The organism is Pseudonocardia sp. Ae150A_Ps1 (genome assembly GCF_001932315.1).
Classification (GTDB): Bacteria; Actinomycetota; Actinomycetes; order Mycobacteriales; family Pseudonocardiaceae; genus Pseudonocardia.
The window spans coordinates 4,884,859-4,910,925 of sequence record NZ_MCIJ01000001.1 but is presented as its reverse complement, the minus strand read 5'-3'; the positions used below and the strand labels follow the sequence as shown (position 1 = coordinate 4,910,925).

At 73.4% G+C, this 26,067-nt stretch carries 24 protein-coding genes and 1 pseudogene; 10 read left to right on the top strand and 15 right to left on the bottom strand.

Features of this window, described 5'->3' with window-relative positions; translation table 11 throughout:
• Positions 1–25: 25 nt before the first annotated feature.
• From mnhG to Ae150APs1_RS22970, 10 genes are all read right to left on the bottom strand, one after another.
• Entirely contained in the window at positions 26–460 is a 435-nt protein-coding gene (mnhG, locus tag Ae150APs1_RS23015; RefSeq protein ID WP_075300258.1) for a monovalent cation/H(+) antiporter subunit G, read from the bottom strand.
• A complete protein-coding gene (locus tag Ae150APs1_RS23010) occupies positions 460–726 on the bottom strand; it encodes a monovalent cation/H+ antiporter complex subunit F (protein ID WP_010239588.1) in 267 nt (88 codons plus the stop codon). The genes mnhG and Ae150APs1_RS23010 overlap by 1 nt, the downstream gene beginning before the upstream one ends.
• Positions 723–1,490 (bottom strand): Na+/H+ antiporter subunit E, encoded by a 768-nt coding sequence (locus Ae150APs1_RS23005; protein ID WP_083680310.1) that lies wholly within the window; start codon positions 1,488–1,490, stop codon positions 723–725. The genes Ae150APs1_RS23010 and Ae150APs1_RS23005 overlap by 4 nt, the downstream gene beginning before the upstream one ends.
• A complete protein-coding gene (locus Ae150APs1_RS23000; protein ID WP_075300256.1) occupies positions 1,487–3,130 on the bottom strand; it encodes a Na+/H+ antiporter subunit D in 1,644 nt (547 codons plus the stop codon). The genes Ae150APs1_RS23005 and Ae150APs1_RS23000 overlap by 4 nt, the downstream gene beginning before the upstream one ends.
• On the bottom strand, positions 3,127–3,576 hold the full coding sequence (locus Ae150APs1_RS22995) for a Na(+)/H(+) antiporter subunit C (protein ID WP_033200348.1): 450 nt from the start codon (positions 3,574–3,576) through the stop codon (positions 3,127–3,129). Before Ae150APs1_RS22995 ends, Ae150APs1_RS23000 begins: the two co-directional genes overlap by 4 nt.
• 2 nt (positions 3,577–3,578) lie before the next feature.
• A complete protein-coding gene (locus Ae150APs1_RS22990) occupies positions 3,579–4,187 on the bottom strand; it encodes an MnhB domain-containing protein (protein WP_139317027.1) in 609 nt (202 codons plus the stop codon).
• Positions 4,184–6,556 (bottom strand): hydrogen gas-evolving membrane-bound hydrogenase subunit E, encoded by a 2,373-nt coding sequence (gene mbhE, locus Ae150APs1_RS22985; RefSeq protein WP_075302462.1) that lies wholly within the window; start codon positions 6,554–6,556, stop codon positions 4,184–4,186. The genes Ae150APs1_RS22990 and mbhE overlap by 4 nt, the downstream gene beginning before the upstream one ends.
• Before the next feature lie 170 nt (positions 6,557–6,726).
• On the bottom strand, positions 6,727–7,209 hold the full coding sequence (locus Ae150APs1_RS22980; RefSeq protein WP_212567328.1) for a GNAT family N-acetyltransferase: 483 nt from the start codon (positions 7,207–7,209) through the stop codon (positions 6,727–6,729).
• A gap of 10 nt (positions 7,210–7,219) precedes the next feature.
• Entirely contained in the window at positions 7,220–8,416 is a 1,197-nt protein-coding gene (locus tag Ae150APs1_RS22975; RefSeq protein ID WP_075300254.1) for a cytochrome P450, read from the bottom strand.
• Positions 8,417–8,530: 114 nt separating this feature from the next.
• Positions 8,531–10,678 (bottom strand): malate synthase G, encoded by a 2,148-nt coding sequence (locus Ae150APs1_RS22970; protein WP_075300252.1) that lies wholly within the window; start codon positions 10,676–10,678, stop codon positions 8,531–8,533.
• Positions 10,679–10,860: 182 nt separating this feature from the next.
• Here Ae150APs1_RS22970 and Ae150APs1_RS22965 point away from each other — a divergent pair, with 182 nt between their 5' ends.
• The 3 genes from Ae150APs1_RS22965 to Ae150APs1_RS22955 all read left to right on the top strand — a co-directional run bounded on the left by Ae150APs1_RS22965 (position 10,861) and on the right by Ae150APs1_RS22955 (position 14,860).
• Complete coding sequence (locus tag Ae150APs1_RS22965; RefSeq protein WP_075300250.1) at positions 10,861–12,315, top strand: FAD-linked oxidase C-terminal domain-containing protein; 1,455 nt, start codon at positions 10,861–10,863, stop codon at positions 12,313–12,315.
• Positions 12,316–12,330: 15 nt separating this feature from the next.
• Positions 12,331–13,458 (top strand): FAD-binding protein, encoded by a 1,128-nt coding sequence (locus Ae150APs1_RS22960; RefSeq protein WP_075300248.1) that lies wholly within the window; start codon positions 12,331–12,333, stop codon positions 13,456–13,458.
• 61 nt (positions 13,459–13,519) lie between these two features.
• Positions 13,520–14,860, top strand: a complete 1,341-nt coding sequence (locus tag Ae150APs1_RS22955; protein WP_075302456.1) for a heterodisulfide reductase-related iron-sulfur binding cluster — start codon at positions 13,520–13,522, stop codon at positions 14,858–14,860.
• A gap of 259 nt (positions 14,861–15,119) precedes the next feature.
• Here Ae150APs1_RS22955 and Ae150APs1_RS22950 read toward each other — a convergent pair whose 3' ends face one another.
• Entirely contained in the window at positions 15,120–15,461 is a 342-nt protein-coding gene (locus Ae150APs1_RS22950) for a hypothetical protein (RefSeq protein ID WP_075300246.1), read from the bottom strand.
• Between the two features lie 338 nt (positions 15,462–15,799).
• Here Ae150APs1_RS22950 and Ae150APs1_RS22940 point away from each other — a divergent pair, with 338 nt between their 5' ends.
• Complete coding sequence (locus Ae150APs1_RS22940; RefSeq protein ID WP_139317023.1) at positions 15,800–16,042, top strand: hypothetical protein; 243 nt, start codon at positions 15,800–15,802, stop codon at positions 16,040–16,042.
• A gap of 6 nt (positions 16,043–16,048) precedes the next feature.
• Here the strand turns inward: Ae150APs1_RS22940 and Ae150APs1_RS22935 are convergent.
• Positions 16,049–17,840 (bottom strand): annotated as a pseudogene (locus tag Ae150APs1_RS22935) (L-lactate permease).
• Between the two features lie 108 nt (positions 17,841–17,948).
• Positions 17,949–18,935 carry a thiamine-phosphate kinase gene (locus Ae150APs1_RS22930; protein WP_075302454.1) on the bottom strand — a complete coding sequence of 329 codons (987 nt, stop codon included), beginning with the start codon at positions 18,933–18,935 and terminating at the stop codon, positions 17,949–17,951.
• Between the two features lie 100 nt (positions 18,936–19,035).
• Between Ae150APs1_RS22930 and Ae150APs1_RS22925 the strand changes: the two genes are divergently transcribed.
• The 3 genes from Ae150APs1_RS22925 (at position 19,036) to Ae150APs1_RS22915 (ending at position 21,208) form a co-directional block, all read left to right on the top strand.
• Positions 19,036–19,272 carry an Lrp/AsnC ligand binding domain-containing protein gene (locus Ae150APs1_RS22925; protein WP_010232392.1) on the top strand — a complete coding sequence of 79 codons (237 nt, stop codon included), beginning with the start codon at positions 19,036–19,038 and terminating at the stop codon, positions 19,270–19,272.
• An 8-nt stretch (positions 19,273–19,280) separates the two neighbouring features.
• Positions 19,281–19,826: a DUF3515 domain-containing protein gene (locus Ae150APs1_RS22920; RefSeq protein ID WP_212567250.1), complete on the top strand. Its 546-nt coding sequence runs from the start codon at positions 19,281–19,283 to the stop codon at positions 19,824–19,826.
• Between the two features lie 143 nt (positions 19,827–19,969).
• Entirely contained in the window at positions 19,970–21,208 is a 1,239-nt protein-coding gene (locus Ae150APs1_RS22915; RefSeq protein WP_249266236.1) for a DDE-type integrase/transposase/recombinase, read from the top strand.
• Positions 21,209–21,283: 75 nt separating this feature from the next.
• Here the strand turns inward: Ae150APs1_RS22915 and Ae150APs1_RS22910 are convergent, their stop codons facing one another.
• The gene (locus tag Ae150APs1_RS22910; RefSeq protein ID WP_075300238.1) at positions 21,284–22,354 is read right to left on the bottom strand and encodes a D-alanine--D-alanine ligase family protein; all 1,071 of its coding nucleotides are present in this window, start codon (positions 22,352–22,354) and stop codon (positions 21,284–21,286) included.
• Between the two features lie 46 nt (positions 22,355–22,400).
• A complete protein-coding gene (locus Ae150APs1_RS22905) occupies positions 22,401–23,750 on the bottom strand; it encodes a PLP-dependent aminotransferase family protein (RefSeq protein ID WP_075300236.1) in 1,350 nt (449 codons plus the stop codon).
• A 66-nt stretch (positions 23,751–23,816) separates the two neighbouring features.
• On the opposite strand from Ae150APs1_RS22905, the gene Ae150APs1_RS22900 reads away from it, so the two are divergent.
• The 3 genes from Ae150APs1_RS22900 (at position 23,817) to Ae150APs1_RS22890 (ending at position 25,985) form a co-directional block, all read left to right on the top strand.
• Positions 23,817–24,470, top strand: a complete 654-nt coding sequence (locus tag Ae150APs1_RS22900) for a pyridoxamine 5'-phosphate oxidase family protein (RefSeq protein WP_075302452.1) — start codon at positions 23,817–23,819, stop codon at positions 24,468–24,470.
• A gap of 93 nt (positions 24,471–24,563) precedes the next feature.
• Positions 24,564–25,589 (top strand): mechanosensitive ion channel family protein, encoded by a 1,026-nt coding sequence (locus Ae150APs1_RS22895; RefSeq protein ID WP_170918120.1) that lies wholly within the window; start codon positions 24,564–24,566, stop codon positions 25,587–25,589.
• Positions 25,590–25,601: 12 nt separating this feature from the next.
• Positions 25,602–25,985, top strand: coding sequence for a globin (locus tag Ae150APs1_RS22890; RefSeq protein WP_010235960.1), 384 nt, complete (start codon positions 25,602–25,604; stop codon positions 25,983–25,985).
• Positions 25,986–26,067: the final 82 nt, after the last annotated feature.

Genomic DNA, 26,067 nt, shown 5'->3' with positions numbered 1-26,067 from the left:
CAGGGTACGAGTCCCGGAGGACCCGTCACGCCGGGCCCCCGGCCCCGCCGGTCGTGTCCGATCCGGACCCGCGCGGCGACGGCGGTCCGTCCGGCGTCACGGTGCGGACGGCCCGGGCGTCGGCGTCCATCCGCTCCCCCAGGTCGTCGACGACCAGCGACTCCCGGTCGATCGCGCCGGTGCGGTACGCCGACCGGCCGACCACCTGGGAGATCACCGGGGCGGTCAGCACCTGGAACAGCACGACCAGCACCAGCGTCGAGGAGTTCTCGAACTCCAGCTGCACCGCCATACCGAGGAGGATCAGCAGCAGGCCGAGCGTCTGCGGCTTGGTCGTCGCCTGCAGCCGCGCCGGCAGGTCCGGCAGCCGCACAAGGCCGAGGGCCCCCATGAGGCAGGACACTCCACCGGCCAGCATCAGCACGGCGGAGATCACCGAGGTCACGTCCGAGGCCGACATCAGCGGTGCCGCTCCCATCGTTCGACGAGCCGGGCCGCCGTCGCCGAGCCGACCAGCGCGATCAGCGCGACGGCCGCCAGCAGCGGGATGTTCGACCCGTCCGAGTAGATCGCCGCGTACACCCCGGCGGCGGCCACGATCAGCACCACGATGACGTCGAGGGCCGCGATCCGGTCCAGGGTCGTGGGGCCGCGGAGCAGCCGCCACAGCGTGAGCCCGCCGGCGGCGGTCAGCATGGTCAGCACGATCGCGTAGACGACGGTCATCGCGCCGCCCTCCCCGTGTCCCGGCCCTCGGCGACGGCGGCGACGGCCGCGCGGCACATCTCCACGTCGGCGTCGGTACCGACCGCGTCGATGACGCGCATCTGCAGGTTCATCATCTCCTTGCGCAACCGGTCGACCGCGCCCGCGCGGTGCAGCCCGAGCGCGAACACGTACCAGCGGCCACGCCGGCGGTCGATCTGCAACGTGAAGCTGCCCGGGGACAGCGCGCACGCCGCGACGATCATGGTCACCGTCCGGTCGGAGGTGGCGCACAGCGGCAGCCCCACGATCCCGGAGCGGGCCCGCCGACCCTGGGCGACGGTCACCACGCTCACGCGGATACCGGAGACGACGAGGTCCACCACGAGGTACCCGGCGAGCCGCAGCAGCTTCAGCGGCCGCACCGGCATCCGGTCCGGCAGCAGCGGGAGCGGGAACAGCACCGTCACCAGCAACCCGATCACCAGACCGCCGACGATCGCCGTCGGCGCGAGGCTGCCCCACAACAGCACCCACAACAGCACCCACACCAGCGCCAGCGCCAGCACCTGCGGGATCCGCCGCGGCCAGCTCCCGATCCGGGAGTTGTCGCCCGGCTGGTCGTCGACCGTGGCGGGGCGCTGCTCGGGCACGAGTGCGGCCTCGCGGGACTCCTCGGCCGGCAGCCCGGTCCCGGTCTCCGCGGCACCCATGTCCGCCTCGCGCTGCCCCTCCGGGGACGTCTCCGGAGCCGCGCCGTCGCGGATCGTCCGGTCCTCGCTCACGGGGTGCCCCCTTCCGCGTCGTCGGTCGCCATCGCCGTCCCGGCGCCGGTCCCGTCGGGAACGTCCGGCACCGTCGCGACCGGCTGCGCACCGGGCCCGCCGGGGGCCTCGTCCGGCCCGAGCACGGCGCCGCGGTAGGTGTCGCGGGTCTGCAGGTCGATCCCGGCGCGCGCGGTGACCGCCGACAGCGGCCCGGCGAACACCGCGATGACGATGCTGACCACGATCAGCAACGCGGCGCCGACGTACATCCCGCGGGCGCTGCGGGCGGTGCCGACGACCAGCTCGTCGTTCGGGTCGTTGTCGACCAGCGGCTCCTTCGGCGTGCCCCAGAACACCCGGACCCAGACGCGGGCGGCGGCGTAGAGCGTGAGCAGGCTGGCGAGCACGACGAAGGCGGCGACGATCCGGCCCGCCGTACCGGCCTCGGCGCCGGCCTGCAGCAGTGCGAGCTTCGCGACGAATCCCGACGTCGGCGGCAGCCCGGCCAGGGTGATCGCGGGGATCGCGAACAGCACCGCCAGGTGCGGGGCCGTCTTCGCGAGCCCGCCCATCTGCGAGATCGACACCGTCCCGGTCCGCCGGGTGATCAACCCACTGACGAGGAACAGCGTCGCCTGCACGGTGATGTGGTGGACGACGTAGAGCGCCGTCCCGGCGATCCCCGACGGGGTGTACACCGCCAGCCCGAAGAGCATGAACCCGATGTGGCTGACCAGCAGGAACGACAGGAGCCGGTTGAGGTCGTCCTGCGCGACGGCGCCGAGCGCGCCGACCACCATCGTCACCGCGGCCATCACGAGCAGCAGCAACGAGGGGTGGTCCTGCGGGAACACCAGGGTCTGGGTGCGCAGCAGCGCGTAGATGCCGACCTTGGTCAGCAGTCCGGCGAACAGCGCGGTGACCGGTGCTGGGGCGTTCGGGTAGCTGTCGGGCAACCAGAAGTGCAGCGGCACGATCGCCGCCTTGATCCCGAACACGACGACCAGCACGAGCGCCAGCACCGTCTTCAGCCCGTCGGGCAGCAGCGCGACCCGCCCGGCGAGGTCGGCCAGGTTGACCGTGCCGGTCGCCGCGTAGACCAGCGCGACCGCGGTCAGGAACAGCAGCGACGACATCAGCGAGACGATCACGTACGTCATCCCGGACCGGATCCGCGACGCCGACGTCCGCCGGGTGATCAGCACGTAGCTGGCCGCCAGCATGATCTCGAAGGCGACGAACAGCGTGAACAGGTCACCGGTCAGGTAGGCCAGCGAGACGCCCGTCGACAGCAGCAGGAAGATCGGGTGGAACGTGGTGCTGGCCGTCTCCCGGCCGTAGTCGGAGATCCGCTGGTCGATCGCGTAGACGAGCACCGCGAGGGTGACCAGCGTCGAGATCAGCAGCAGCAGGGCCGACATCCGGTCGGCGACGAGCACGATGCCCATCGGTGCCGGCCAGCCGCCCAGCTCGGCGACGACCGGCCCGTAGCGGTCGGCGGACACCAGCAGGACGCCGGCCACGACGCAGACGATCGCCAGCGTCACCACGCCGATGACCCGCTGCAGCGAGGCCCGCCTGCTGACGATCACGCTGGCGGCGGCGCCGAGCATCGGCAGCAGCACCGGCAGCGTCACGAAGGCCTGGAGCAGGGTCACTTGCGGCCCTCCTCGAGCTCGTGGGAGTCGGCGGTGTCCTCGGGACCGGCCTCGGTCTCCTCGGCGGTGCCCTCCTCCATCGCACCGTCCGGCTTCTGGGCGGCGATCCGGCGGTCCTCGACGTCGTCCTGGACCTCGTCGTGGCCGACCAGTACCCAGGACCGGTATCCGAGCGCCAGCAGGTAGGTGGTCAGCGCGAAGGTGATCACGATGGCGGTGAGCGCCAGCGCCTGCGGCAGCGGGTCGGTGAACTCCTCGGGCAGTACCGGGCCGAGGATCGGCGCGCGCCCGGGCGGCCCGCCCGCGAGCTGCAGCAGCAGGTTCGCCCCGTGCCCCAGGACGACGATGCCGATCAGGACCCGCATCAGCGAACGCTGCATGAGCAGGTAGAATCCGACCGAGTACAGGACGGCGAGCACGATCGCCATGCTCAGGTTGATCGTCATGTTCACCGGTCACCACCGCCGGAACCGCGCGGCGCGGCCTCGCCGGCCTCGCCGGCCTCGCGGGCGTCCCGGGCGATGCCCGAGCCCAGCGAGCGCAGCAGGTCCAGCACGACGCCGATGATCAGCAGGTAGACGCCGACGTCGAGCAGCAGGCTGGTGACGACGTCGATGTAGCCGGCGTCGCCGAAGCTGATCCGCCACTTGGCGGAGGACAGCACCGCGCCGCCCCAGAGCAACGGTGCGAGACCTGTCAGCACCGCGATCGTCAGCCCGGTACCGACGACGACCGGCGGCCGGATGCGCAGTGTGGAGCCGGGGTCGTCGTCGCCGCCCGCGATGTACCGCAGCACGAACGCGAGCCCGGCGACCAGGCCGCCGGAGAACCCGCCGCCCGGGCCGTAGTGGCCCTCGAACAGCAGGAACACCGAGAACACCAGCACCGTCGGGAACAGGAGCCGGGCGGCGGCCTCGAGGACGAGGGTCCGTTCCCGGGTGTCGGGGCAGTTGCCGGGCAGCATCCAGCGGCCGCTGGGCTGGTCCCAGCGCTCCCCGGCCGTGTCCTCCTCGGGGGGCGGTGCCGTGCCACCGGGCCGGTCGGTGGAGGTCGTCATCCGAGCACCTCCTGCTCGTGCTTCGGCGAGCCCGAACCGCTGCTCACGACCGCGCCGCCCTTCTTCTTGTCGTAGCGGGTGGCGAGGACCAGGCTCGCCGTCCCGGCGGCACAGATCAGCAGGATGGTGATCTCCCCGATGGTGTCCAGTGCCCGGAAGTCGACGAGGATCGCGCTGATGAGGTTGGTGGCGCCGGCCTCGGGGGCGTTCGCGACGAAGGCGTCGGTGGTCGACGGCGGCTGCAGCCGGGCCCCGGAGAGCACGACCGCGGTCCCGGCCACGAACACCCCGCCGACGGCGGCGAGCGCGGCCTTGGGGGCGCGGACCCGGCGTTCGGTGTCCGGTTCGTCGAAGTGCGCGGGCAGCCGCCGCAGCACGAACACGAACGCCACCAGGGTCAGCGTCTCCACCAGGAACTGGGCGAGGGCCAGGTCCGGGCCACCGTCGATGACGAACAGGCCGCCGATCCCGTAGCCGACGGCGCCGACCAGCAGCACCGCGGTGAACCGCCTGCGTGCCCGGGTGAGCGCGACCGCGGCGATCACGACCATCAGCCCGACCGGGACCTGCATGATCGAGTCGTAGGGGGCCTGGTGCTCGGGCATGGCACCCGTCATCAGCAGCACCGGGCCCGGGAGCACGATCAGGGTGGCCAGGATGCAGCCCAGGTAGACCGGCAGCGACCCGATCTGCAGGCGGCCGGTGAGGCCGATCGCGAACCGCTCCAGGCCGGTCACGACCGCCTCGTAGCCGCGCTGCGCGGACACCCCCGGGATCCGCGCCCCGGAGGTCAGCGGCGCCCCGTAGCGGTGCAGGAGCAGGCCGCCGACGAGGGCGAGCGCGGAGAAGCCCAGCGGGAGACCGAGGCCGTGCCACAGGGCGAGCTCGTACTGTGCGGCGTAGGCGTCGCCGAGCGGGGGCAGCGACCGGGCGTAGGACCCGGCGACGTCCTGCACCAGCGGCGCGGCGAAGCCGGCAGCCAGGCCGGTCAGCGCGCACAGCCAGGCCGGGCCGGACAGCCCGAGCGGCACCGGGTCGCCGCCGGTGGGCTGGCTGCCCTTGGTCGAGAACGCGCCCCACAGGAAGCGCGCGGTGTAGGCGACGGTCAGCAGCGAGCCCGCGAGCAGCCCCACCGCGACGACCCAGCCGCGGGTCCCGCCCTCCAGGACGAACGCCTCGTACGCGGCCTCCTTGCCGACGAACCCGAGCAGCGGCGGCAGCCCCGCCATCGACAGCCCCGCCAGCGTCGCGAGCACGGCCAGGCCGCGCCGCCGCCGGCCGAGACCGCACAGCTCCCCCAGGTCACGCGTGCCGCACGCCTTGTCGATGGCGCCGACGACCATGAACAGCGGGGCCTTGAAGAGGCCGTGCGCCAGCAGCATCGCGATGCCGGCCAGCGCGGCGACCCGGGACCCGGCACCGAAGAGCACCATCAGGAAGCCGAGCTGGGACACGGTGCCGAAGGCCAGCAGCCGCTTGAGGTCGGTCTGGCGCAGCGCCCGCCAGCCGCCGAGGAGCATCGTCGCCAGGCCGAGCACGACGACCGGGACCCACCACACCGTGTACACCGAGAACGCCGGCCCGAGCCGCGCCACCAGCACGACGCCGGCCTTCACCATCGAGGCGGCGTGCAGATAGGCCGAGATCGGCGTCGGCGCCGCCATCGCGTAGGGCAGCCACGGGTGGAAGGGCAGCTGCGCGGACTTCGTCAGCGCCCCCATGAGGATCAGCACCAGCGAGATCGCCAGCGCGACCGGCTGGTCCGGCGCGAGGGTGCCCGCGGAGGCCGCTGCGGTGAGCTCGGGGATCGAGTAGGTGCCGGCGATCCCGCCGAGCAGCACGATGCCCAGCAGCATCGCCAGGCCGCCGAACACCGTCACGAGCAACGCCTGCACGGCGGCCCGCCGGTTCTCCCGGTACTGACCGCCCTGCCCCACGAGCAGGAACGACGTCAGCGACGTCAGCTCCCAGAACACGTAGAGGGTGAGCAGGTCGTCGGCCAGGACCAGGCCGAGCATCATCCCGGCGAAGGTGACCAGCAGGGCGGCCGAGCGGGCGGCGTCCTTCGAGCGGGGGCCGAAGTACCAGGCCGCGTAGACCATGATCAGCGCCCCGACGCCGGAGACCAGGACGATCATGGCGAGGGCCAGCGCGTCCATCCGGAGGCTCAGCCGGAGCCCGAGCTCCGGGGCCCACTCGACGACGTCGGTGACGCCGGCGCCGAGCGCGGCCGGGGCCTGCGCCATCGCCCACACCAGTGTGGCCGCCAGCAGTGCGGCGCCAGCCCCGAAGGCCAGTCGCCGGTTGTACCGGGCGAGGGCCGGGAGGCACAGCGCCAGGACGAGATGGGCGGCCACGACGGCGAGCACCGACACCTCCTGGTTCGCGGGGTCGTACGGACGGGCGGGTCACTCGCTGCACGATCGACCGGGGAGCGGTGCGGACGTGTCACGAGCCGGTCCCCGGACGGGACACGGCGACGACGCCTCCGTCATCCTATCGGCGCAACCGGACGATTCGCCCGCCACCGTACCGGGGCTCACGTCCGCAGGGGCTTGCCGAAACACCGTGAGCGATGATCGTCCCGATACACGCCGAACCTCCCGATCGGGCGGTATCCGCACGCGCGGTACAAGCTGATGGCCTCCGGCTGCGCGGTCCCGGTCTCCAGGATCATGCGCCGGCGCCCGGCCGCGTCCGCGGTGCGTTCCAGCTCCGCCAGCAGGGTCCGGGCGTGACCCTTCCCACGGGCGTCCGGGACGACGTACATCCGCTTGACCTCCGCGTCGCCGTCGCGGCGGACCGGGTCGTCCGCCGCCGCGTCGACCGCCCGCCAGGCACCGGTGACCACGGCGCGGTCGCCGTCGTAGCCGACCAGGAACAGCCCGCGCGGGGCGGCGAAGTCCGCCGGTGCGACGGGGGTGGCGTCGCCGTCGCCGTAGACCCGGCGGTAGTACTCCTGCACCTGCCCGTCGAGCGTCACCGCGTCCGGGTGGTCGAGGGCGGAGACCCGCAGTTCCAGCACCGGGCCATCATCGTTCCCAGGTCACCGGGAGCGCGCGGAGGCCTCCGGTGAGGACGTCCGAGCGCAGCTGCAGCTCCGCGCGGGGCACCGCCGTGCGCAACGACGGCAGCCGCGCCGGCAGGGCGCGGAACACCTCGGTGAGCTCCACCCGGGCGAGGCTCGCGCCGATGCAGAAGTACGGGCCGTGGCCGAAGGCGAGGTGCGCGGGCCGGCGCCCGGCGTCGAAGGCGCCGGGGTCGTCGAACGTGCGCGGGTCCCGGTTCGCGGCGGCGAGGGCGAGCAGGACGGCGTCGCCCGCCGGGATGCGGACCCCGGCGATCTCGATGTCGGCGTGCGCGTAGCGGGGGATCCCGCTCGACCCGGGGGCGGCCAGCCGCAGGATCTCCTCGACGACGGCGTCGGCGCGGCCGGGATCCGCGGCCAGCGCCGCCCACTCCCCCGGCTGGTCGAGCAGCAGCACGGTGCCGACGTCGATCCGGCCGACCGTCGTCTCGTGCCCGGCGAACAGCAGCGCCGCACCGAGCCCCGCGAGCCGGTCGCGTTGATCGTCGTCACCGCCGAGTGCGGCGAGGTCGGAGAGCACGTCCTCCCCCGGCTCGGCCGCCTTCCGGTCGAGCAGTTCACGCATGTACGCGAACAGCCGCGCCGCGCTCGCCTGCGCGTGCTCGCGGTCGTCGAGCCGGCTCAGGCCCTCGGACCACGCGCTGAACTCGGCGCGGTCGGCGAAGGGGACGCCGAGCAGCTCGCAGATCACCAGCACCGGCAGCGGGAACGAGAGGAGCTCGTGCAGGTCGGCGCCGGGTCCGGCCGCCTCCATGGCGTCGAGCCGCTCCGCGACGAGATCGGCGACGTGCTCGCGCAGCCGGCCCATCCGCCGTGCCGAGAACGCCGGCGCGAGGAGCGTGCGCATCTGCGTGTGGTTCACCCGCTCGGTCTCCGGCGAGTCCCCGGAGGGGCCGCCGAAGACCATCGAGCCGGAGATCCGCGCCGCCCGCTCCGGCTCCGGATGACTGCGGCCGAGCCGGTCGTCGGCGAACAGCGCGCGGGCCTCCTCGTAGCCGGTGACCAGCCAGGCGACGTCGCCGGCCGGGGTGCGGACGGGGGTGATCGGCGCCCGTTCCCGGAGCTCGTCGTAGAGCGGAGGGAGTCGCAGGACGTCGTCGCGCGGGAACGGGAGGCGGGGCAGGTCCGTGGTGGCGGTCACGCACCCGACGTTACGTCCGGCAACGGCCCCGCACCTGCCCACGGGAACGGATTCCCGCGCGGACGCCCCCGGGACCTCGGTCCCGGGGGCGTCGTCGGTCACGCTGCGAACGGATCAGGCGTTCGCCTTGGCGCGCTGCCGCCACGAGGTCAGCGTGCGCTCGGTGTAGCCGTTCGGCTCCGTCGCGCCGGTGAACACGAGCTCCAGCGCGGCCTGGAAGGACTCGCTGCCGTCGAGGTCCTTCGCCATCGGCGGGTAGCCGGGCTCGCCGGCGTTCTGGTCGTCGACGACCGACGCCATCCGGGCGAAGGTGTCCCGGACGGTCACCTCGTCGACGACGCCGTGCGCGAGCCAGTTCGCGACGAGCTGGGCGGAGATCCGCAGCGTCGCGCGGTCCTCCATCAGCCCGGCCCCGGACAGGTCCGGCACGGTGGAGCAGCCGATGCCCATCCCGACCCAGCGGACGACGTAGCCCAGGATCGACTGCGCGTTGGTCTCCAGCTCGTGGGTGACGGTCCCGGCCGGCAGCGACGACGCGCCGGCGAGCGGCAGCTCCAGCAGCCGGCTCCGGTCGGCCGTGGCGCGCGCCGCGATCTGCGACTGGACCTCGTGGACGTCGACCCGCAGGTAGTGCAGGGCGTGCAGGGTGGCAGCGGTCGGCGAGGGCACCCAGGCGCAGTTCGCCCCGGCCTTCGGGTGACCGATCTTCTGCTCGATCATCTCCGCCATCGCGGCCGGCTTGGCCCACATGCCCTTGCCGATCTGGGCGGAGTGGCTGAACCCGGCGGCGAGCGCGACGTCGACGTTGCGGTCCTCGTAGGTCGTCAGCCAGGTCGTCGACTTCATGTCGCCCTTGGGCAGCACCGCGCCGGCCCGGAAGCAGGTGTGGATCTCGTCGCCGGTCCGGTCGAGGAAGCCGGTGTTGACGAAGATGACCCGGTTCGCGGCCTCGGCGATGCAGGCACCGAGGTTGGCCGAGGTGCGCTTCTCCTCGTCCATGATGCCGATCTTGAGCGTGTTCGCCTGCAGGCCGAGCGCCTCCTCGACGGCGCCGAACAGCTCGACGGTGAGCGCGACCTCCTCGGGGCCGTGCTGCTTCGGCTTCACGATGTAGACGCTGCCGGCCCGCGAGTTGGTGTGCGGGCCCTTGTGCTGCAGGTCGTAGAGCCCCGCGACGGCGGAGACCAGCGCGTCCAGGACGCCCTCCGCCACCTCGGTGCCGTCGGCGGTGCGGACGGCGTTCGTGGTCATGTGGTGGCCGCAGTTGCGGACCAGCATCAGCGAACGGCCCGGCAGGGTGAGGGCGGACCCGTCCGGCGCGGTGTACTCGCGGTCCGGGTTCACCCGGCGGACGACGGTCCTCCCGCCCTTGCTGAACTCGCTGGTCAGGTCACCGGTCAGCAGGCCCAGCCAGGTGCGGTAGGCCAGCGCCTTGTCCTCGCCGTCGACGGTCGAGACCGAGTCCTCCAGGTCGACGATCGTCGAGACCGCCGACTCCAGCACGACGTCGGCGACGTCGGCGTGGTGCTGGCGCCCGACCTGCGTGGTCGGGTCGAGGGTGATCTCCAGGTGCAGCCCGTTGCGGGTGAGCAGGACGGCGCCGCGGCCGTCGCCGTCGACCGCGCGGAAGCCGGCGAACTGCGCCGGGTCGGCGAGCCCGACCGTGCCTCCGGCGGTGTCGGCGACCAGGCCGTCGGTTCCGGCCCGGTAGGCGGTGACGCCGGCGTGGCTCCCCTTCGCCAGTCCGAACAGCTCGTCGAGCAGCTCGTCGGCGGCCGTGATGACCTGGGCGCCGCGGCGCTCGTCGTAGCCGCGGGCGAGCTCGCCGTCCTGCGGGAGGGCGTCGGTGCCGTAGAGCGCGTCGAACAGCGAGCCCCAGCGGGCGTTGGCGGCGTTGAGCGCGTAGCGCGGCACCGTCGAGGGGACGACCAGCTGCGGGCCCGCGATCTCGGCGATCTCCGGGTCGACCCGGTCGACGGAGATCGTCGGCGACGCGTCGGGGAGCAGGTAGCCGAGGTCGGTCAGGAACTTCTCGTAGTCGGCGGTCGAGCCGGCGCCGTGCTCGGCGTGCCAGGCGTCGATGCGCTCCTGGAGCTCGTCACGGCGGCGCAGCGCGTCGGCGATCCTGGGCGCGAACCGCTCCTGCAGACCCGCCAGGGTCGCCCAGAAGTCCGCCGCCGTGAGGTCCACGTCGGACAGGAGCTCGTCCTCGACGAACGACTTCAGGTGCTCCTCGACCTGCAGCCCGGCGGTGTCGGCCATCTGTGACCACCCTCTCTGCGTACTCGCTTGGACTGGCTACACTTCTACCAGTGGATTATCTTTTCCGCATCATGAAAGTACTGGGTGCCCGTACGTGATCGCCGGACGGGCGTCGTGCCCCGGCACCGACGTACCCTCACGTGAGCCCCGCCACGCCTGTCCTGCAGCAAGGGAGTGCACCGATGCCCCTGGACGCACCGGTCCGTGAGGAGTTCGCCGCCCTCCTCGGACCCGCCGACGTGATCGACGACCCGGTCCGCACCCGCGCCTACGAGTGCGACGGGCTGACCGGCAACCGGGTCGTCCCCGAGCTCGTGCTGCTCCCCCGGACCGCCGAGGACGTGGCCGGGTGCGTCCGGATCTGCGCACGGCACCGGATCCCGTTCGTCGCCCGCGGCGCCGGGACCGGCCTGTCCGGCGGCGCGCTGCCGGTGGCCGACGGCGTCGTCATCGGGCTGAACCGGCTCGACCGGGTGCTCGAGATCGACGTGGAGAACCGCCGCGCGGTCCTGGAACCGGGCGTCACGAACCTGGAGATCACCGCCGCGGCCTCGCCGCACGGGCTGTACTACGCGCCGGACCCGTCGTCGCAGCAGGTCTGCACGATCGGCGGGAACGTCGCGGAGAACTCCGGCGGGGCGCACTGCCTGAAGTACGGCTTCACCACCAACCACGTGCTGTCGATCGAGGTCGTCCTACCCGACGGCTCGGTCGTCACCCTCGGCTCGGACTCGATGGAGCAGCAGGGACCGGACCTGCGCGGGGTGTTCCTCGGCTCGGAGGGGACCCTCGGCGTCGTCACGAAGATCACCGTGCGGCTGCTGCGGACGCCGGAGGTCATGCGCACGCTGCTCGCCGACTTCCCGTCGGTCGCCGCCGGTGGGCAGGTCGTCTCGGACATCGTGGCGGCCGGGATCGTGCCCGCCGCCGTCGAGATGATGGACGCGCTCGCGATCGAGGCCGCGGAGGGCGCCACCGGCGCCGGCTACTCGCTGGACACCCCGGCGGCGCTGGTCGTCGAGCTCGACGGGACCGTCGAGGAGTGCGACGAGCAGTTCGCCCTGGTCAAGGACATCTGCGACCGGCACGGCTGCACCCGGCTGCACGTATCGGGCTCGCCGGAGGAGCGCGCGAACATCTGGCGGGGGCGCAAGGCCGCCTTCGCCGCCGTCGGCCGGATCTCGCCCGACTACATCGTCCAGGACGGCGTCGTCCCCCGGACCCGGCTCGCCGAGGTCCTGGAGCGGATCTCCGGCATGGGCGACGAGGCCGGGCTGCGGGTCGCGAACGTCTTCCACGCCGGTGACGGCAACCTGCACCCGCTGGTCCTGTTCTCCGCCGCCGACGGCGAGACCGAGCGAGCCGAGCACCTCTCCGCCGGGATCGCCGAGCTCTGCGTGGAGATGGGCGGGTCGCTGTCCGGCGAGCACGGCATCGGCACCGACAAGGCCTGCTCGATGCCGAAGATGTTCGGCGAGGACGACCTGGCGGTCATGAACCGCATCCGGGCCGGGTTCGACCCGGACCACATCTGCAACCCGGGCAAGCTGCTGCCGACCCCGCGGCTGTGCGGCGAGAAGCCCGGGAGGTACCGGCCGCATCCCCTGGAAGAAGCCGGGCTGATCGATCGACTCTGAGAGGGTTCGAAGGGCATGACTCGCGCTGCTCCCACCACGCTGCGCCCGACGACGCCGAAGGAGGTCCGCGACGCCGTCCTGGACACCCCCGGCCGGCTCGCGATCTCCGGCGCAGGCACCGCCCGGCACTGGGCCGGGCGCCCCGCCGAGGTCGACGCCACGCTCGACCTGTCCGCACTGACGGGTGTGATCACCCACAACCCGGGCGACATGACAGTGTCGGTGCACGCCGGCACCCCCGTCCGTGACCTGCAGGCCGAGCTGGCCGGCCACGGGCAGCGGCTCGCGCTCGACGCCGGCCGGATCGGCCGCGGCGCGACCGTCGGCGGCCTGCTCGCCACGGCCGACGCCGGCCCGTCCTCCCTGGTCTACGGCGCCATGCGGGACCTGGTGATCGGTACGACGTCGGTACTGGCCGACGGCACGATGGTCCGCAGCGGCGGTCACGTGATCAAGAACGTGGCCGGCTACGACATGGCCAAGCTGCTGCACGGCTCCTACGGCACGTTCGGCCCGCTGGTGGAGGTCGTGCTGCGGCTGCACCCGGTGCCGAAGGCGACCGCCTGCGTCGCCGTCGACGGACCGGTGGCCGACGCCGCGCGGCACACCGCCGCCGTCGTCTCCAGCCCGCTGGAGCCCATCGCCGTCGAGTGGGTCTCCGGTGATCCCGGACGGCTGCTGATCCGGCTCGAGGGCGGGGTCGACACCCTCCCCGGCCGGGTCGGGCGGCTGGTGGACCTGCTCGGCGACGACGCCCGCGAGATCGGCGACGACGCCTGGTCCGGGCACGCCGCACTCACCGCCGGGCAGCCGTCGGCGGACGCACCGGAGGGCGCGGTCGTGCGGATCGGGTGCGCCCCGGCCCGGCTCGCGTCCCTGGTGGCGGAGCTGCCCGCGACCGGCGTAACGGCGGGGCTCGCCACCGGCGTCGCGACCGTCACGGTGCCCGGCGCCGCGGTCGCCGAGGTGCACGACGCCGTCGCCGCGGTCGGCGGCACGAGCGTGCTGCGCGACCGGCCCGACGCGCTCGACGCCCCCGCGTGGGGCCCCGCCCCGTCCGCGCTCGCGCTCCTGAAGGCGATCAAGACCCAGCTCGACCCCGGAGCCCGGTTCGCACCCGGCCGCTTCGACCCCTGGATGTGAGGACCCCGTGACCAGCACCCACGACACCGAGGGCACACCCGCCGGCGCCGCGGAGACGAAGATCCCGCAGCAGGGCCCGAGCGCCTTCGACGACGTCCACCCGCCGCAGCGCGAGCTGCTCGACGACTGCGTGCACTGCGGGTTCTGCCTGCCCACCTGTCCCACCTACGTCCTGTGGGGCGAGGAGATGGACTCGCCACGCGGCCGGATCCTGCTCATGGACCTGGCGGAGAAGGGCGACATCGCCCTCGACGGCCCCTTCACCGAGCACATCGACAACTGCCTGGGCTGCATGGCCTGCGTGACGGCGTGCCCCTCCGGCGTGCAGTACGACAAGCTGCTCGAGTCGGTCCGGCCGCAGATCGAGCGCAACGTGCCCCGCACCCGCGCCGACAAGCTCTTCCGGGACGCGATCTTCGCGCTGTTCCCGTACAAGCGACGGCTGCGGGTCGCCGCCCTGCCCGGAGCGCTCTACCAGAAGCTGCGCACGGTGCCCGCGATCCGGCGGCTCGCCGAGAAGCTGCCCGGGCGGCTCGCCGCGATGGAGTCGCTGCTGCCGCCGGTGACGGTGCGCGAGGCGTTCGCGACGCTGCCGGTGCACACCCCCGCCGTCGGACGGCGCCGGGCGCGGGTCGCGCTGCTCACGGGCTGCGTGCAGGACGTGTTCTTCCACCGCGTCAACGAGGCCACCGTGCGGGTGCTGTCCGCCGAGGGCTGCGACGTGCTCGTGCCCCGCGACCAGCAGTGCTGCGGCGCGCTGGAGGTCCACGCCGGCCGCGAGGAGTCCGCGCTCGACCGGGCCCGGCGCACGATCGCCCGCTTCGAGATCCTCGACGTCGACGCGGTGGTCACCAACGTCGCCGGCTGCGGGTCGTCCATGAAGGACTACGGCCACCTGCTCGCCGACGACCCGGACTGGGCCGAGCGGGCGAAGGCGTTCTCCGCGTCCTGCCGCGATGTGCACGAGGTGCTCGCCGATCTCTACGCCCGCCCGGAGTCCGACGACGGCGGCCCGCGCGCCCCGCGGACCCCCGTCACCGGCCGGGTCGCCTACCACGACGCCTGCCACCTCGGGCACGCCCAGGGTGTGCGGAACCAGCCGCGCGAGATGCTGCGCAGCATCCCGGACCTGCAGCTCGTCGACATCGCCGAGGCGTCGCTGTGCTGCGGCTCGGCCGGCATCTACAACATGATCATGCCGGACGCCGCGGGCGAGCTGGGCGAGCGGAAGGCCGGGAAGATCCGGGACGCGAAGCCCGACGTCGTCGTCACGGCGAACCCGGGCTGCCTGCTGCAGATCGGGAAGTACCTGCCCGACGACGGCTTCGCCGACATCCCGCTCCTGCACCCCGTGCAGCTGCTCGACGCGAGCATCCGCGGGGCGGACGTCCCGCACCGGTAGCGCCCTCCGCTCCCCGTCCGGCTCGTCCTCCTGCCCATACCGACCCTCCTGCCCGCCCCGCCCCTTCCGACCCGCCCCTTTCCGGCCCGCCCCGCCCCTTCCAGTCCCGCCCCAACCGGTCCGCTCGGCACCCGCCGAGATGCAGCCCAGCGTCATCCGGAGATCCACGATTCGCGCTGAGCCGCATCTCGGCGAGGGTGGTCCGGACACGTACGAGTTCCGGGACGAGACGGGCGGCCCGGGTCAGGGGCCGCCCGGGTCAGGGGCGGCCCGGGCGGTCCTTGCGCGGGCGGTGGGCACGGCGCCACGCCGTCGGCCCGGCGAGGTGCCGGGCGCCTGCCGGGGCGTCGGCGGTCCGGGACACCGGGCCCTCGGGGGTCGTGTCGACGGACCCGTGGGCAGGGTCGTCGTCGGGGGCCGGGAGCCCCATCCGCCGCCGTAGCGCCCCCAGCTCCGCCCGCAGCGCGACGATGTCCCACTTCCGGGCGGTGTGCGCCCGTTCCAGGCCCTCGATCCTCCGGTGCGCGACGACGAGGAGCACCCCAGCGGCGATCCAGCCGGCCAGGGCGGCCCAGGCCACGAACGTCACCAGCCCCGACACGTCTGCTCCGTTCACCCGTTCCGCCTGGCCGGGACGTACGGTAGCCGGATTCGCGGTCCCGACCGGCCGACCGGGTGAGGGACCGCACACGCGCTGCACGTCACGTGACCCACTACCCTCGATCGTCGACGGCACCGTCGCCCGCGCGCCCCTCCCCGGGCCCGACCGCGCCCCGCCGGCCACCGGCGATCCGGCGCTCCCTCCGTGCGGCGCGTGACCACGGTGACCACGAGCCGCGGCCCTCCCGCGCCACGGCCGACCAGAGGACGGAGCGCAGCCCGATGACCGGTAACGGACCGACCACGCAGAGCGATGGACCTGGCGTGGAGGAGCAGTCCGTGATCCCGAACCCGACCCCGTCCCCGGAGGCCCCCGGGCCGCCCGAGGCCCCGGCCGCCTCCGCGCGCCATTTCCCGCAGACGCTGGTCGCGATGGACCCGCCGCCCCTCCCGGCGGCGCGCCCGACCGCACCGCCGCCGGAGTTCCGGCAGTTCCCGACCCCGCAGCGGTCGGTTCCCGGTCACCCGACCATGCGTCGCCGGCTGCGCCGGATCCTGATGTTCTGGCGTCGCGGCGCCTGACCGGCGTCAGGCGCGGGTGACGGGCGGCCGGGACGCGGCCCGTCGCAACCCGACCACGATCGCGGCGAGCGTCACCAGCAGCACGGTCAGCAGCACCGTCCCCGCGTTGGCGCCGACCCCGTAGATCGCCACGAACGCGAGGCCGCCGGTCAGCAGGCAGTAGTAGGTCGTCGGGATGATCGTCATCCGGATGACGTCACCCTCCCGCCCGAGCAGGCCCACCGTCGCCGACGCCGCGACGACGTTGTGCACGGTGATCATGTTCCCGGCTGCGCCGCCCACCGCCTGCGCCGCGACGACGGTCTCGGGGTCGACGGCGAGGTTCTCCGCGGTGGCGAACTGGAACAGCGAGAACGTCAGGTTGGACACGGTGTTGCTGCCCGCCACGAAGGCTCCGAGCGCGCCGATCCACGGGGCGAGGATCGGCCATGCCGGGCCGACCGCCAGCGCGGCGCCTTCGGCGAGTGTCAGCGGCATGCTCGCCAGGCCGGTCGCGTTGTGGTCGGCGCCGGAGTTGATCAGGATCCGGACCAGCGGCAGCGCGAACAGCAGTGCGACGGCGGCACCCGCCAGCTGTGCACCAGACACCCTCCACGCCGTCGCCACCTGTCGCCCGCTCATGCGGTGCATGCCGTAGGTGACCAGGCAGACCAGCAGGAAGACGGCTCCGGGCGAGTAGAGGATCTCGAGCTTCTCGCCGATCCCGGTACCCAGGATGTCGGACGGCCCGATGGTGATCGACTGCAGCGCGTCCTTCACCGGCTCGACGGTCCGCGACAGCACCAGCACTGCGGCGACCAGGACGTACGGGGACCAGGCGAGCCAGGTGCGCATGCGGGGACCACCGGTCTCCGCGTCGCCGGCGTCGCCCGACTCGATCGTGCCCGTCCAGCGGTCCAGCCAGCGCTCGCGCGGCGGGAAGTCCCACACCTGCTTCGGCATGAGGAACCCGCGGCTCGAGGTGAACATGACCAGGGCCAGCCCGACGAGGCCGCCGAGGAGCGCCGGGAACTCCGGCCCCAGAAGCGCGGCGACGAGCAGGTACGGAACGGTCATCGCCAGCGCGGCGTAGAGCGCGAACGGGGCGATCGCGAGTCCCTCGGAGAACCGCCTGTTCTCGCCGAAGAAGCGCGTGAGGAGGCACACCATGAACAGCGGGATCAGGGTGCCTGCCACCGCGTGCAGCGTGGCGACCTGGAGCCCGATCGCGGTGAGGTAGCCGTCGGCGTCGAGCCCGAGCAGCGCGGTCCGCGCCTCCACCTCGCCGGACCCGGACAGCCCTTGCCCGATGCCCGTCAGCACCGGGGTGCCCGCGGCGCCGAAGCTCACCGGCGTGGACTGGATGACCATGCCGACGAGCACCGCACCCAGCGCCGGGAACCCCAGCGCCAGCAGCAGCGGTGCGACGACCGCCGCCGGCGTCCCGAAACCGGACGCTCCCTCGATGAAGGACCCGAACAGCCAGCCGATGATGATCGCCTGCACCCGCCGGTCCGGGCTGATGCCGGTGAATCCGGCCCGGATCGTCGCGAGTGCCCCGCTCTGGGTCAGCGTCTGGAGCAGCAGGAGCGCACCGAAGATGATGTAGAGCAGACCGATCGCGATGATCAGTCCCTCGATCGACGACGCCAGGATCGTCGTGGTGTCCATCCCCCCACACCAGCGATCCGATGAGCGCGGCGGCGACGAATCCCAGCGGCATCGCGTACTTCGCGGGCCAGCGCAGGCCCACCAGAAGGATCGCGACGACGACGATCGGGGTGAGTGCGAGCAGGCTGAGTACACCCACATTGTCCACAGTGACAATCCCCTCGAGACACCGGTCATCCAGACATAACGCCTGGAAAGGCACGGAACCTCTCGGACGATGTCACCCGGACGGGCCGGCCACAAGAGCTGAGTGGAATCAATATTTCGCGAAGTGGAGCCAGCCCGTCTCGCCGTCGTCGGGCCTGCCGTCCACCGTGACGGCCGGGCCCTCCTCGTCGGGGGCCTCGACTGTCCCGATCTCGGTCCAGTCCGCGGGGAGCGCAGCGCCGGACGGGAAGGTCGCGGCCAGCGCGTGGTCCTCACCCCCGGTGAGCATCCAGCGCAGTGGGTCCAGGCCGAGTGCGGAGCCGATCTCGGACAGCCGCGCCGGCACCGTGAAGGCCCGCGACCGCAGCCGGAGCGCGACCGCCGACGCCCGCGCCACGTGCCCGAGGTCGGCGAGTAGCCCGTCCGAGACATCGATCATCGCGGTGGCGCCCGCGTCGGCGGCGACCGGGCCCGCGGCGTACGGCGGCTCCGGGACCCGGTGCGCGTTCACCAGCGCCGCGGGCGAGCGGAACCCGCGCCCGAGCACCGCGAGCCCGGCCGCGGACCAGCCCAGGCGCCCGCAGACCGCCACCCGGTCCCCCGGCTGCGCACCCGACCGCAGCACCGGTGCGCGCCCCTGCAGGGAGCCGAGCGCCGTCACCGAGACGACGATCACCGGGCCGGAGGTCAGGTCGCCGCCGACCAGCCCGGCCCCGACAGACGACGCCTCCGCCCACAGCCCGTCGGCGAGCTGTTCGAGCCGGTCCGCCGGCGTCGTCGAGGGGCAGGCGAGCCCGACCAGCAACGACGTCGGCACCGCTCCCATCGCGGCGATGTCGGCCAGGTTCGCGGCGGCGGCCTTGCGGCCGATCTGCTCGGGCGACGACCAGTCGAGGCGGAAGTGCACCCCTTCGACGAGGACGTCGGTGCAGGCGACGACCCTGCCGTCGTCCGCCGCGACGACGGCCGAGTCGTCGCCGGAGCCGAGCAGTGTGGTGACCGGCTGGACACGGCCCGTGGTGACGCGGTCGATCAGTCGGAACTCGCCCACCTCCCGGAGTGAGACGCTCGCCTCGGAACCGCCTTCTGGCGTGATCGCGGATGGGGACACGGGGGCTGCCTCCGGTAAGTTCTGCGTCCGACATTCCTGCCGCCAACCATCCGGCAGGGCGGCACGTACCGGAAAGGGGCACGCCGTGGTGCAGGCATACATCCTCGTCCAGACGGAGGTCGGCAAGGCCGCCGCCGTCGCCTCCGAGATCGGGGGCCTGCCGGGGGTCATCTCGGCGGAGGACGTCACCGGCCCGTACGACGTGATCGTGCGCGCGGAGGCGGACGACGTCGACGAGCTCGGCCGGCTGGTCGTGGCACGGGTGCAGAACGTCAACGGGATCACCCGGACGCTCACCTGCCCCGTGGTGAAGCTGAACTGAGACACACCGTGGCAGGAGCAGGGTCGTCGCGCATCTCCCCGCCGGTGGCGGTGGCGATCGCACTCCCCCTGCTCCTGGCACTCGTGGTGGCCGGGCTGGGGCTGTACAGCCGGGTCTCCGCCGGGCCGGACACCGGCCCGCTCGCGCTCCCCCCGCAGGCGGCGCCGCAGGCGTCCACCCCGCAGTGCGACGCCGTGCTGGGCGCGCTCCCCGCGCAGCTCCCGGCCGATCCGGCGGCGCTCGGACCCCGCGAGCTCGATCCCGCGGTCCCCGGCGCGCGGGCCTGGATCGCCGAGCCCGGCCCGGTGGTGCTGCGCTGCGGCACCGAACGCCCCGCCGAGCTGGGGCCGACCTCGCCGCTGATCGTCGTGAACGGCGTGGACTGGCTGCCCCTCGCGACGCCGGACGGCGCGCTCACGACGACCTACGCCGCCGTCGACCGGGGCGTGTACCTGGAACTCTCGGCCGCCGCCGAGGCCGGCCCCGGGCCGCTGCAGGCCGTGGCGGACGCGATCACCGGAACACTCCCGGCCGAGCCCGTACGGGTGCGCTGACGCGCCCGTGAGTGGTTGTGTGGGCCAGGGCCGAATGCCTGTTCTCAGGACATCCGACACAGTTGATGTCTCGGCACATCGAGGACACTGAGTAGCCCGCTGGCCGGGTTGGTCGATCCTGGTGATCGGCCAGCCTGGTCCAGGTGGGTGGAACAGGGTTCGAGATGGATCCCGACCGCGTCGCGGCGGTCGCCCGGGCCGCCGCCGGGCAAGAGATCAACATCGCTCGGGTGTGCCGAGAACTCGGCGTGTCCCGGTCGGTGTTCTATCGCAAGCTGTCCCGTTTCCGAGACCAGGGCAGCACCGGTCTGGCACCGCGTTCACGTGCTCCGCACACCCGTCCCAGCGCGGTGGCCGAACACGTGGCCGAGGCGGTGGTGCGGGCCCGCAAAGAACTCGCCGACCAGGGCTGGGACCACGGAGCCCAGACCATCCGCTGGCGGCTGCTCGACGCGGCCCGCCCCGGCAGCAGCCCCGGCAGCGGCCCTGGCAGTAGCGGCGGCAGCGGCCCGGCACTCGAGCAGGCCGAGGTCCCGTCGCGGGCCACGATCCACCGGCTGCTGGCCGACCGCGGCCAGATCACCCCGCAACCACGTAAACGACCCCGCCGCAGCACGCACCGGTTCGTCCACCCGGCCCCGAACGCGGTCTGGCAGATCGACGGCGCCCGGACCGTACTGGCCGATGGCCGGCGCGCCACGGTGGTGCAGGTCATCGACGACCACTCCCGGCTCGACATCGCCTGCCACGCCGCGAGCAGCGAGAACGGCGAGGCCGCCTGGGCCGCGCTCAGCGCCGGCTTCGCCCGCTACGGCCACCCGGCCTGCGTGCTCTCCGACAACGGCACCGCCTTCTCCGGCCGGCGCCGCCAGTGGCCCCTGGTCGACCTCGAACGCCGCCTGGCCGCGCTGGGCATCACCACCATCGTGTCCTCGATCGGACACCCACAGACCTGCGGGAAGAACGAACGCGCCCACCAGACCCTGCAACGCTGGCTCGCCGCCCGACCCACCCCGGCCACCCTGACCGAACTCCAGAACCTGCTCGAGACCTACCGGCAGGGCTACAACCACCGCCGCCACCAAAGCCTCGACGGCGACACCCCGCACCAGCGTTTCCACACCCGCGAACCCGCCCGACCGGCCGGACCCGCACCCCGCATCGCCGGACACCTCACCCGCACCGTCTCCGAGACCGGAGTCATCAGCTTCTCCGGAACCTCGATCGGTCTGGGCCGCCGCCACGCCGGCACCACCGCGGAGGTGTTCTGGCAAGGCGACCGCGTCACCATCCTCATCGACGACGCGGTCGCCGCCAGCCTTACCCTCGATCGCAGCGTCCGCTACCAGCGGACCACCAGCAAACCGTCCACGATGTGCTGAGACAGATCTGTCTTAGATGTGCTGAGACACGACAGTGGGCCAGGGCCGAATTTTCCACTCACGAGCGCGGAGCGCCTAGCGCAGGCCGGTCCCCCGGGCGAGCGCCGTCTCGACCATGGTCGTGAGCAGCTCGCCGTAGTCGAGCCCGGTCACGGCCCACATCTTCGGGAACGCCGAGCTCGGGGTGAACCCCGGCATGGTGTTGACCTCGTTGACGGTGATGTGGCCGTCGTCGGTGACGAAGAAGTCCACCCGGGCCAGTCCCTGGACGTCGAGTGCGCGGAACGCGGTGACGGCCTTCCAGCGGACCGAGTCGGTGATCTCGTCGTCGAGCTTCGCCGGGATCTCCAGCTCGGACACGTCGAGGTACTTGGACTCGAAGTCGTAGAACTCGCCGTTGTAGCGCAGCTCGGCGGGCAGGCTGGCGCGGACGCTGCCGTCCGGGAACTCCAGGACGGCGCACTCCACCTCCCGCCCGGGGACTGCGGACTCGACCAGCACCTTCGGGTCGTGCTCGCGGGCCTCGGCGATCGCCGCGTCGAGCCCGACCGGGTCGGTCACCCGGGTCACGCCCATCGACGACCCCGCGCGGGCCGGCTTGACGAACAGCGGCAGGCCGAGCCGGTCGCGGTCGGCGAACCCGATGTCCGTCCCGGGCCGCAGCACGATGCCGTCGGCCACGTTCAGGCCCTCGGCACGCAGCAGCTTCTTGGCGAACTCCTTGTCCATCCCGACCGCCGACGCCAGCACCCCGGCGCCGACGTAGGGCAGGCCCGCCATCTCGAGCAGTCCCTGGATCGTCCCGTCCTCGCCGAACGCGCCGTGCAGGATCGGGAAGACGACGTCGACCTGCGAGAGCGCCTCGCCGGCGTCCAGCCTGATCAGTCCGCGCCCGGGCTCACCGGGCAGCACGAGGGCGTCGGACGTGCCGTCGACCTCGGGCAGCTCGCGGCCGCTGATCCCCAGCTCCCGCGGGTCGGACGGGCCGGTCACCCACGCGCCGTCCCGGGAGATCCCGACCGGGACCACCTCGAACCGCTCCGGGTCGAGGTGGGTCAGCACGCTGCCCGCGGAGACGCACGAGATCGCGTGCTCGGAACTGCGGCCGCCGAAGACGACGGCCACCCTGACCCGGTCGGAACTCATGGGGCCCGAGGGTAGGCCGGGGGTCCCGGCGGTCGCGCAGCCAGGATCACCGGGCGAGCCGGTCCAGCGCCTCCTCCAGGTCCGCGCGGGTACCGGCGGCGTAGCCCACGACCAGGCCGGACGTCCGGGGCTCGCCGTCGTGGTAGTCCGCGAGCCCGCGCACGTCGACGCCGCGCCCGGCGGCCGCGGCCACCGCCTCCCGCTCGCCGGGACCGCGCAGGACGAGGTGCGCGCCGGCCGGGTCGCCGCTCGCGGCCCACCCCACGCGGTCCGCCGCCGCGAGCACCAGCTCGCGGCGTTCCCGGAGCTCTCGGCGCAGGCGTCGCAGGTGCCGGGCGAGGTCACCGTGCGCGGCGAGCGCGGTGAACACCCGCTGCCCGGCCGGTGCCGGGCGCGTCCCGGTCCGGGAGCGCAGGTCCCGCCACGCCGCGAGCACCGCGGGCGGGGCGACCGCCCAGCCCGCCCCGAGCGTCGGGCTGACGATCTTGCTGGCGGTGCCGAGGTGCACGACGTGGCCGGGAGCGAGCGCGGCGAGCAGCGGCAGCGGCGCGACGTCGTAGCGGAGCTCGCCGTCGTAGTCGTCCTCGATCACCAGGAAGTCCTCGTCCCGGGCCTGTTCGAGCAGCGCGACGCGGCGGGCCGCGGCCATCCGCACCGCGGTCGGGAACTGGTGCGCCGGGGTGGTGTAGACGGCCGCGCAACCGGCCGGGACGGCGTCGACGACCAGCCCGTCGTCGTCGACGGGGACGCCGACGACCCGCACACCGGCGGCCCGCAGCGCGGTGACGGCGCGCCGGTAGCCGGGTTCCTCGACGGCGACGGTCGCTCCGGACGGGAGCAGCCGGGCGAGCTCGGCGACGGCGGCCGACGTGCCCGCCGTGGTGATCATGTCGTCCGGGGTGAGACCGCGGTGCCGCAGCAGGTGCAGCGCGACGGCGGTGTGGAACCCGGGCAGGCCGTCGGGCCGGGGCGCGTCGTCGGCCGGGGGCTCGGCGGCGGCCCGCCACGCCCGCCGCCACATCGTCCGGTCCAGCGCGGCGACGCAGGGCCGCCCGGGATCGAGGACGTACGGCGGGCGGTGCTCGTCCGGGCCGGACGGGGGTGCGGCGCGGTCCGGCCCGGCTCCGCCGGCCGTGGGCCGCGCCCCGGCGGGGACCGCCGTCACGTAGGTCCCCGCCCCGACCCTGCCCTGCACCCAGCCCTCGGCGAGCAGCTGGTCGTAGGCCGCGGCGGTCACGGTGCGGCTGACCCCGAGCGTCGCGGCGAGGGTCCGGGTGGAGGGCAGCCGGTCACCGGGGCGCACCGGGCCGCCGGCCGCGGCGGCCCGCAGCGCGTCGGCGAGCTGCACGGCGAGCGGGACGCCGGACGCGCGGTCCAGCGGCAGCGGCAGGTCCATCGGCCTTCTCGATTCGCTCCGGATTGGCCGTTCCAGGATGCCACTGTGCGCGGCACGCTCGACAGCGTGACGCTCTCCCCCACCACCCGGAGCACCCTCGGCCGCAAGCAGGACCGGGCCGCCACCGACCGCGCCGCACTGCACGCCGTCCTCGACGAGGGCCTCGTCTGCCACCTCGGCTTCGTCCGCGACGGCGCACCGGTCGTCCTCCCGACCGCGTACGGCCGCGACGGCGAGACCCTCTACCTGCACGGCTCGACCGGTGCCCGCTGGCTCGCCGGCGACGAGCTCCCGTGCTGCGTGACGGTCACCCACCTCGACGGCATCGTGCACGCCCGGGCCGTCATGCACTTCTCGATGAACTACCGCAGCGCGGTCGTGCACGGGAGCGCGCGCAGGCTCACCGGCGCCGACGAGCGGTGGCACGCCCTGCGGACGATCGTCGAGCACCTGACTCCCGGCGCCTGGGACCACGCCCGGCGGCCGGACCGCCGTGAGCTCGCCGCGACCGCGGTGTTCGCCCTGGACCTCACCGAGGCGAGCGTGAAGACCCGGTCCGGCCCCCCGTCCGACGACGAGGCCGACGTCACCGCCGATCTCGCCTGGTCCGGTGTGGTCCCGGTCCGCACCGTCACGGGAGTGCCCGAACGTGCGCCCGACCTGCCGGAACACCACACGCTCCCGGCGCACCTGGCGGGCCGGGTTCACCGGGACGGGTGACGTAGGGTCGGGGGCGACACCGGCCGGATCCCGGCCGCTCCCCACGCGGTCCCGGACCGCGGACACCGCCCTCACCGCCCCCGAGGAGGACGCGTGACGATCATTCCCCCGGTGCCCGACCGGGTCGTCCCCGCACTGATGCCCGACTGCGTGCAGAACGCGGGCTCGTGGTGCTCGACGTTCTACCGCTGGACCAGCAACGACTTCCTGGCCCAGCACGCCGACACGATCGTCTCGAAGACGTTCTCGATCGGCACGATCGTCGTGTTCGCGGTGCTGTTCCGGTGGGTGGCCCACCGGGCGATCGCGCGGATGGTGGACGGCGCCACCAACGGCCGGTTCTCCGCACTCGTCGGCCGGGCCCGGCGGCTGCGCCGCACCGACGGTGCACGACGGGCCGGCGACTCCCCGGGCTCGCAGCGGCGCATGCAGCGGGCGCGCACGATCGGGTCGGTGCTGCGCTCGATCGTCTCCGCGGTGGTCCTGCTCGTCGCGGTGATGATGGTGATGAACGAGCTGGGCTACCCGCTCGGGCCGTTGCTGGCCGGCGCCGGGGTGCTCGGCCTCGCCATCGGGTTCGGCGCGCAGAACCTCGTGCGCGACTTCCTGTCGGGCATGTTCATGCTGCTCGAGGACCAGTACGGCGTCGGCGACATCGTCGACCTCGGTGAGGCCGTGGGCACCGTCGAGGCCGTCGGCCTGCGCATCACCACGATCCGGGAGCTGCAGGGCACCGTCTGGTACGTCCGCAACGGCGAGATCCTGCGGGTCGGCAACATGAGCCAGGGCTACGCGGTGGCGGTCGTCGACCTGCCGGTCGCGCACAGCGCGGACGTCGAGGAGGCCACCGAGATCGCCGGCACCACGGCGACCGAGCGGGTCGCGCAGGACGACGTCGCCGGCGACGTCCTGGAGCCGCCGGAGGTGCTCGGCGTCGACCGGATCGGCCCCGAGGGCGTGACGCTGCGGATCACCGTCCGGGTCAGCCCGGGCCGCCAGTGGGCGGTGCAGCGGGCGCTGAACGGGGCGATCACCGACGCCTTCGACGACCACGGGATCCCGCGGCCGCTGCTGTTCGGCGGCGCGGGCCTGGACAAGCGCGCCCAGAACCAGAACTGAGACGATGGCTCCGTGAGTGCACCGCAGAACTTCTACGCCGAGGTGGGCGGCGCGCCGGTCTTCCACCGGATCGTCCACCGGTTCTACGAGGAGGTCGCGCGCGACGAGGTGCTGCGGCCGCTGTACCCGGAGGAGGACCTCGGCCCCGCCGAGGACCGGCTGCGGATGTTCCTGGAGCAGTACTGGGGCGGCCCACGCACCTACTCCGAGCAGCGGGGTCACCCGCGGCTGCGGATGCGGCACGTCCCGTTCACGATCGGCCCCATCGAGCGGGACGCGTGGCTGCGCTGCATGCAGATCGCGGTCGACGAGGAGAACCTCTCCCCCGAGCACCGCGAGCAACTGTGGAACTACATGCAGTACGCGGCGCTGAGCATGCAGAACTCCGAGTTCTGATCTCTCCGGTGTCCTGTCGGCGACCCTGCGTGACCGTCTGATCTGCCGCTTGGCGGCCGAACGAGTGGCGTTCGGCGTCAAT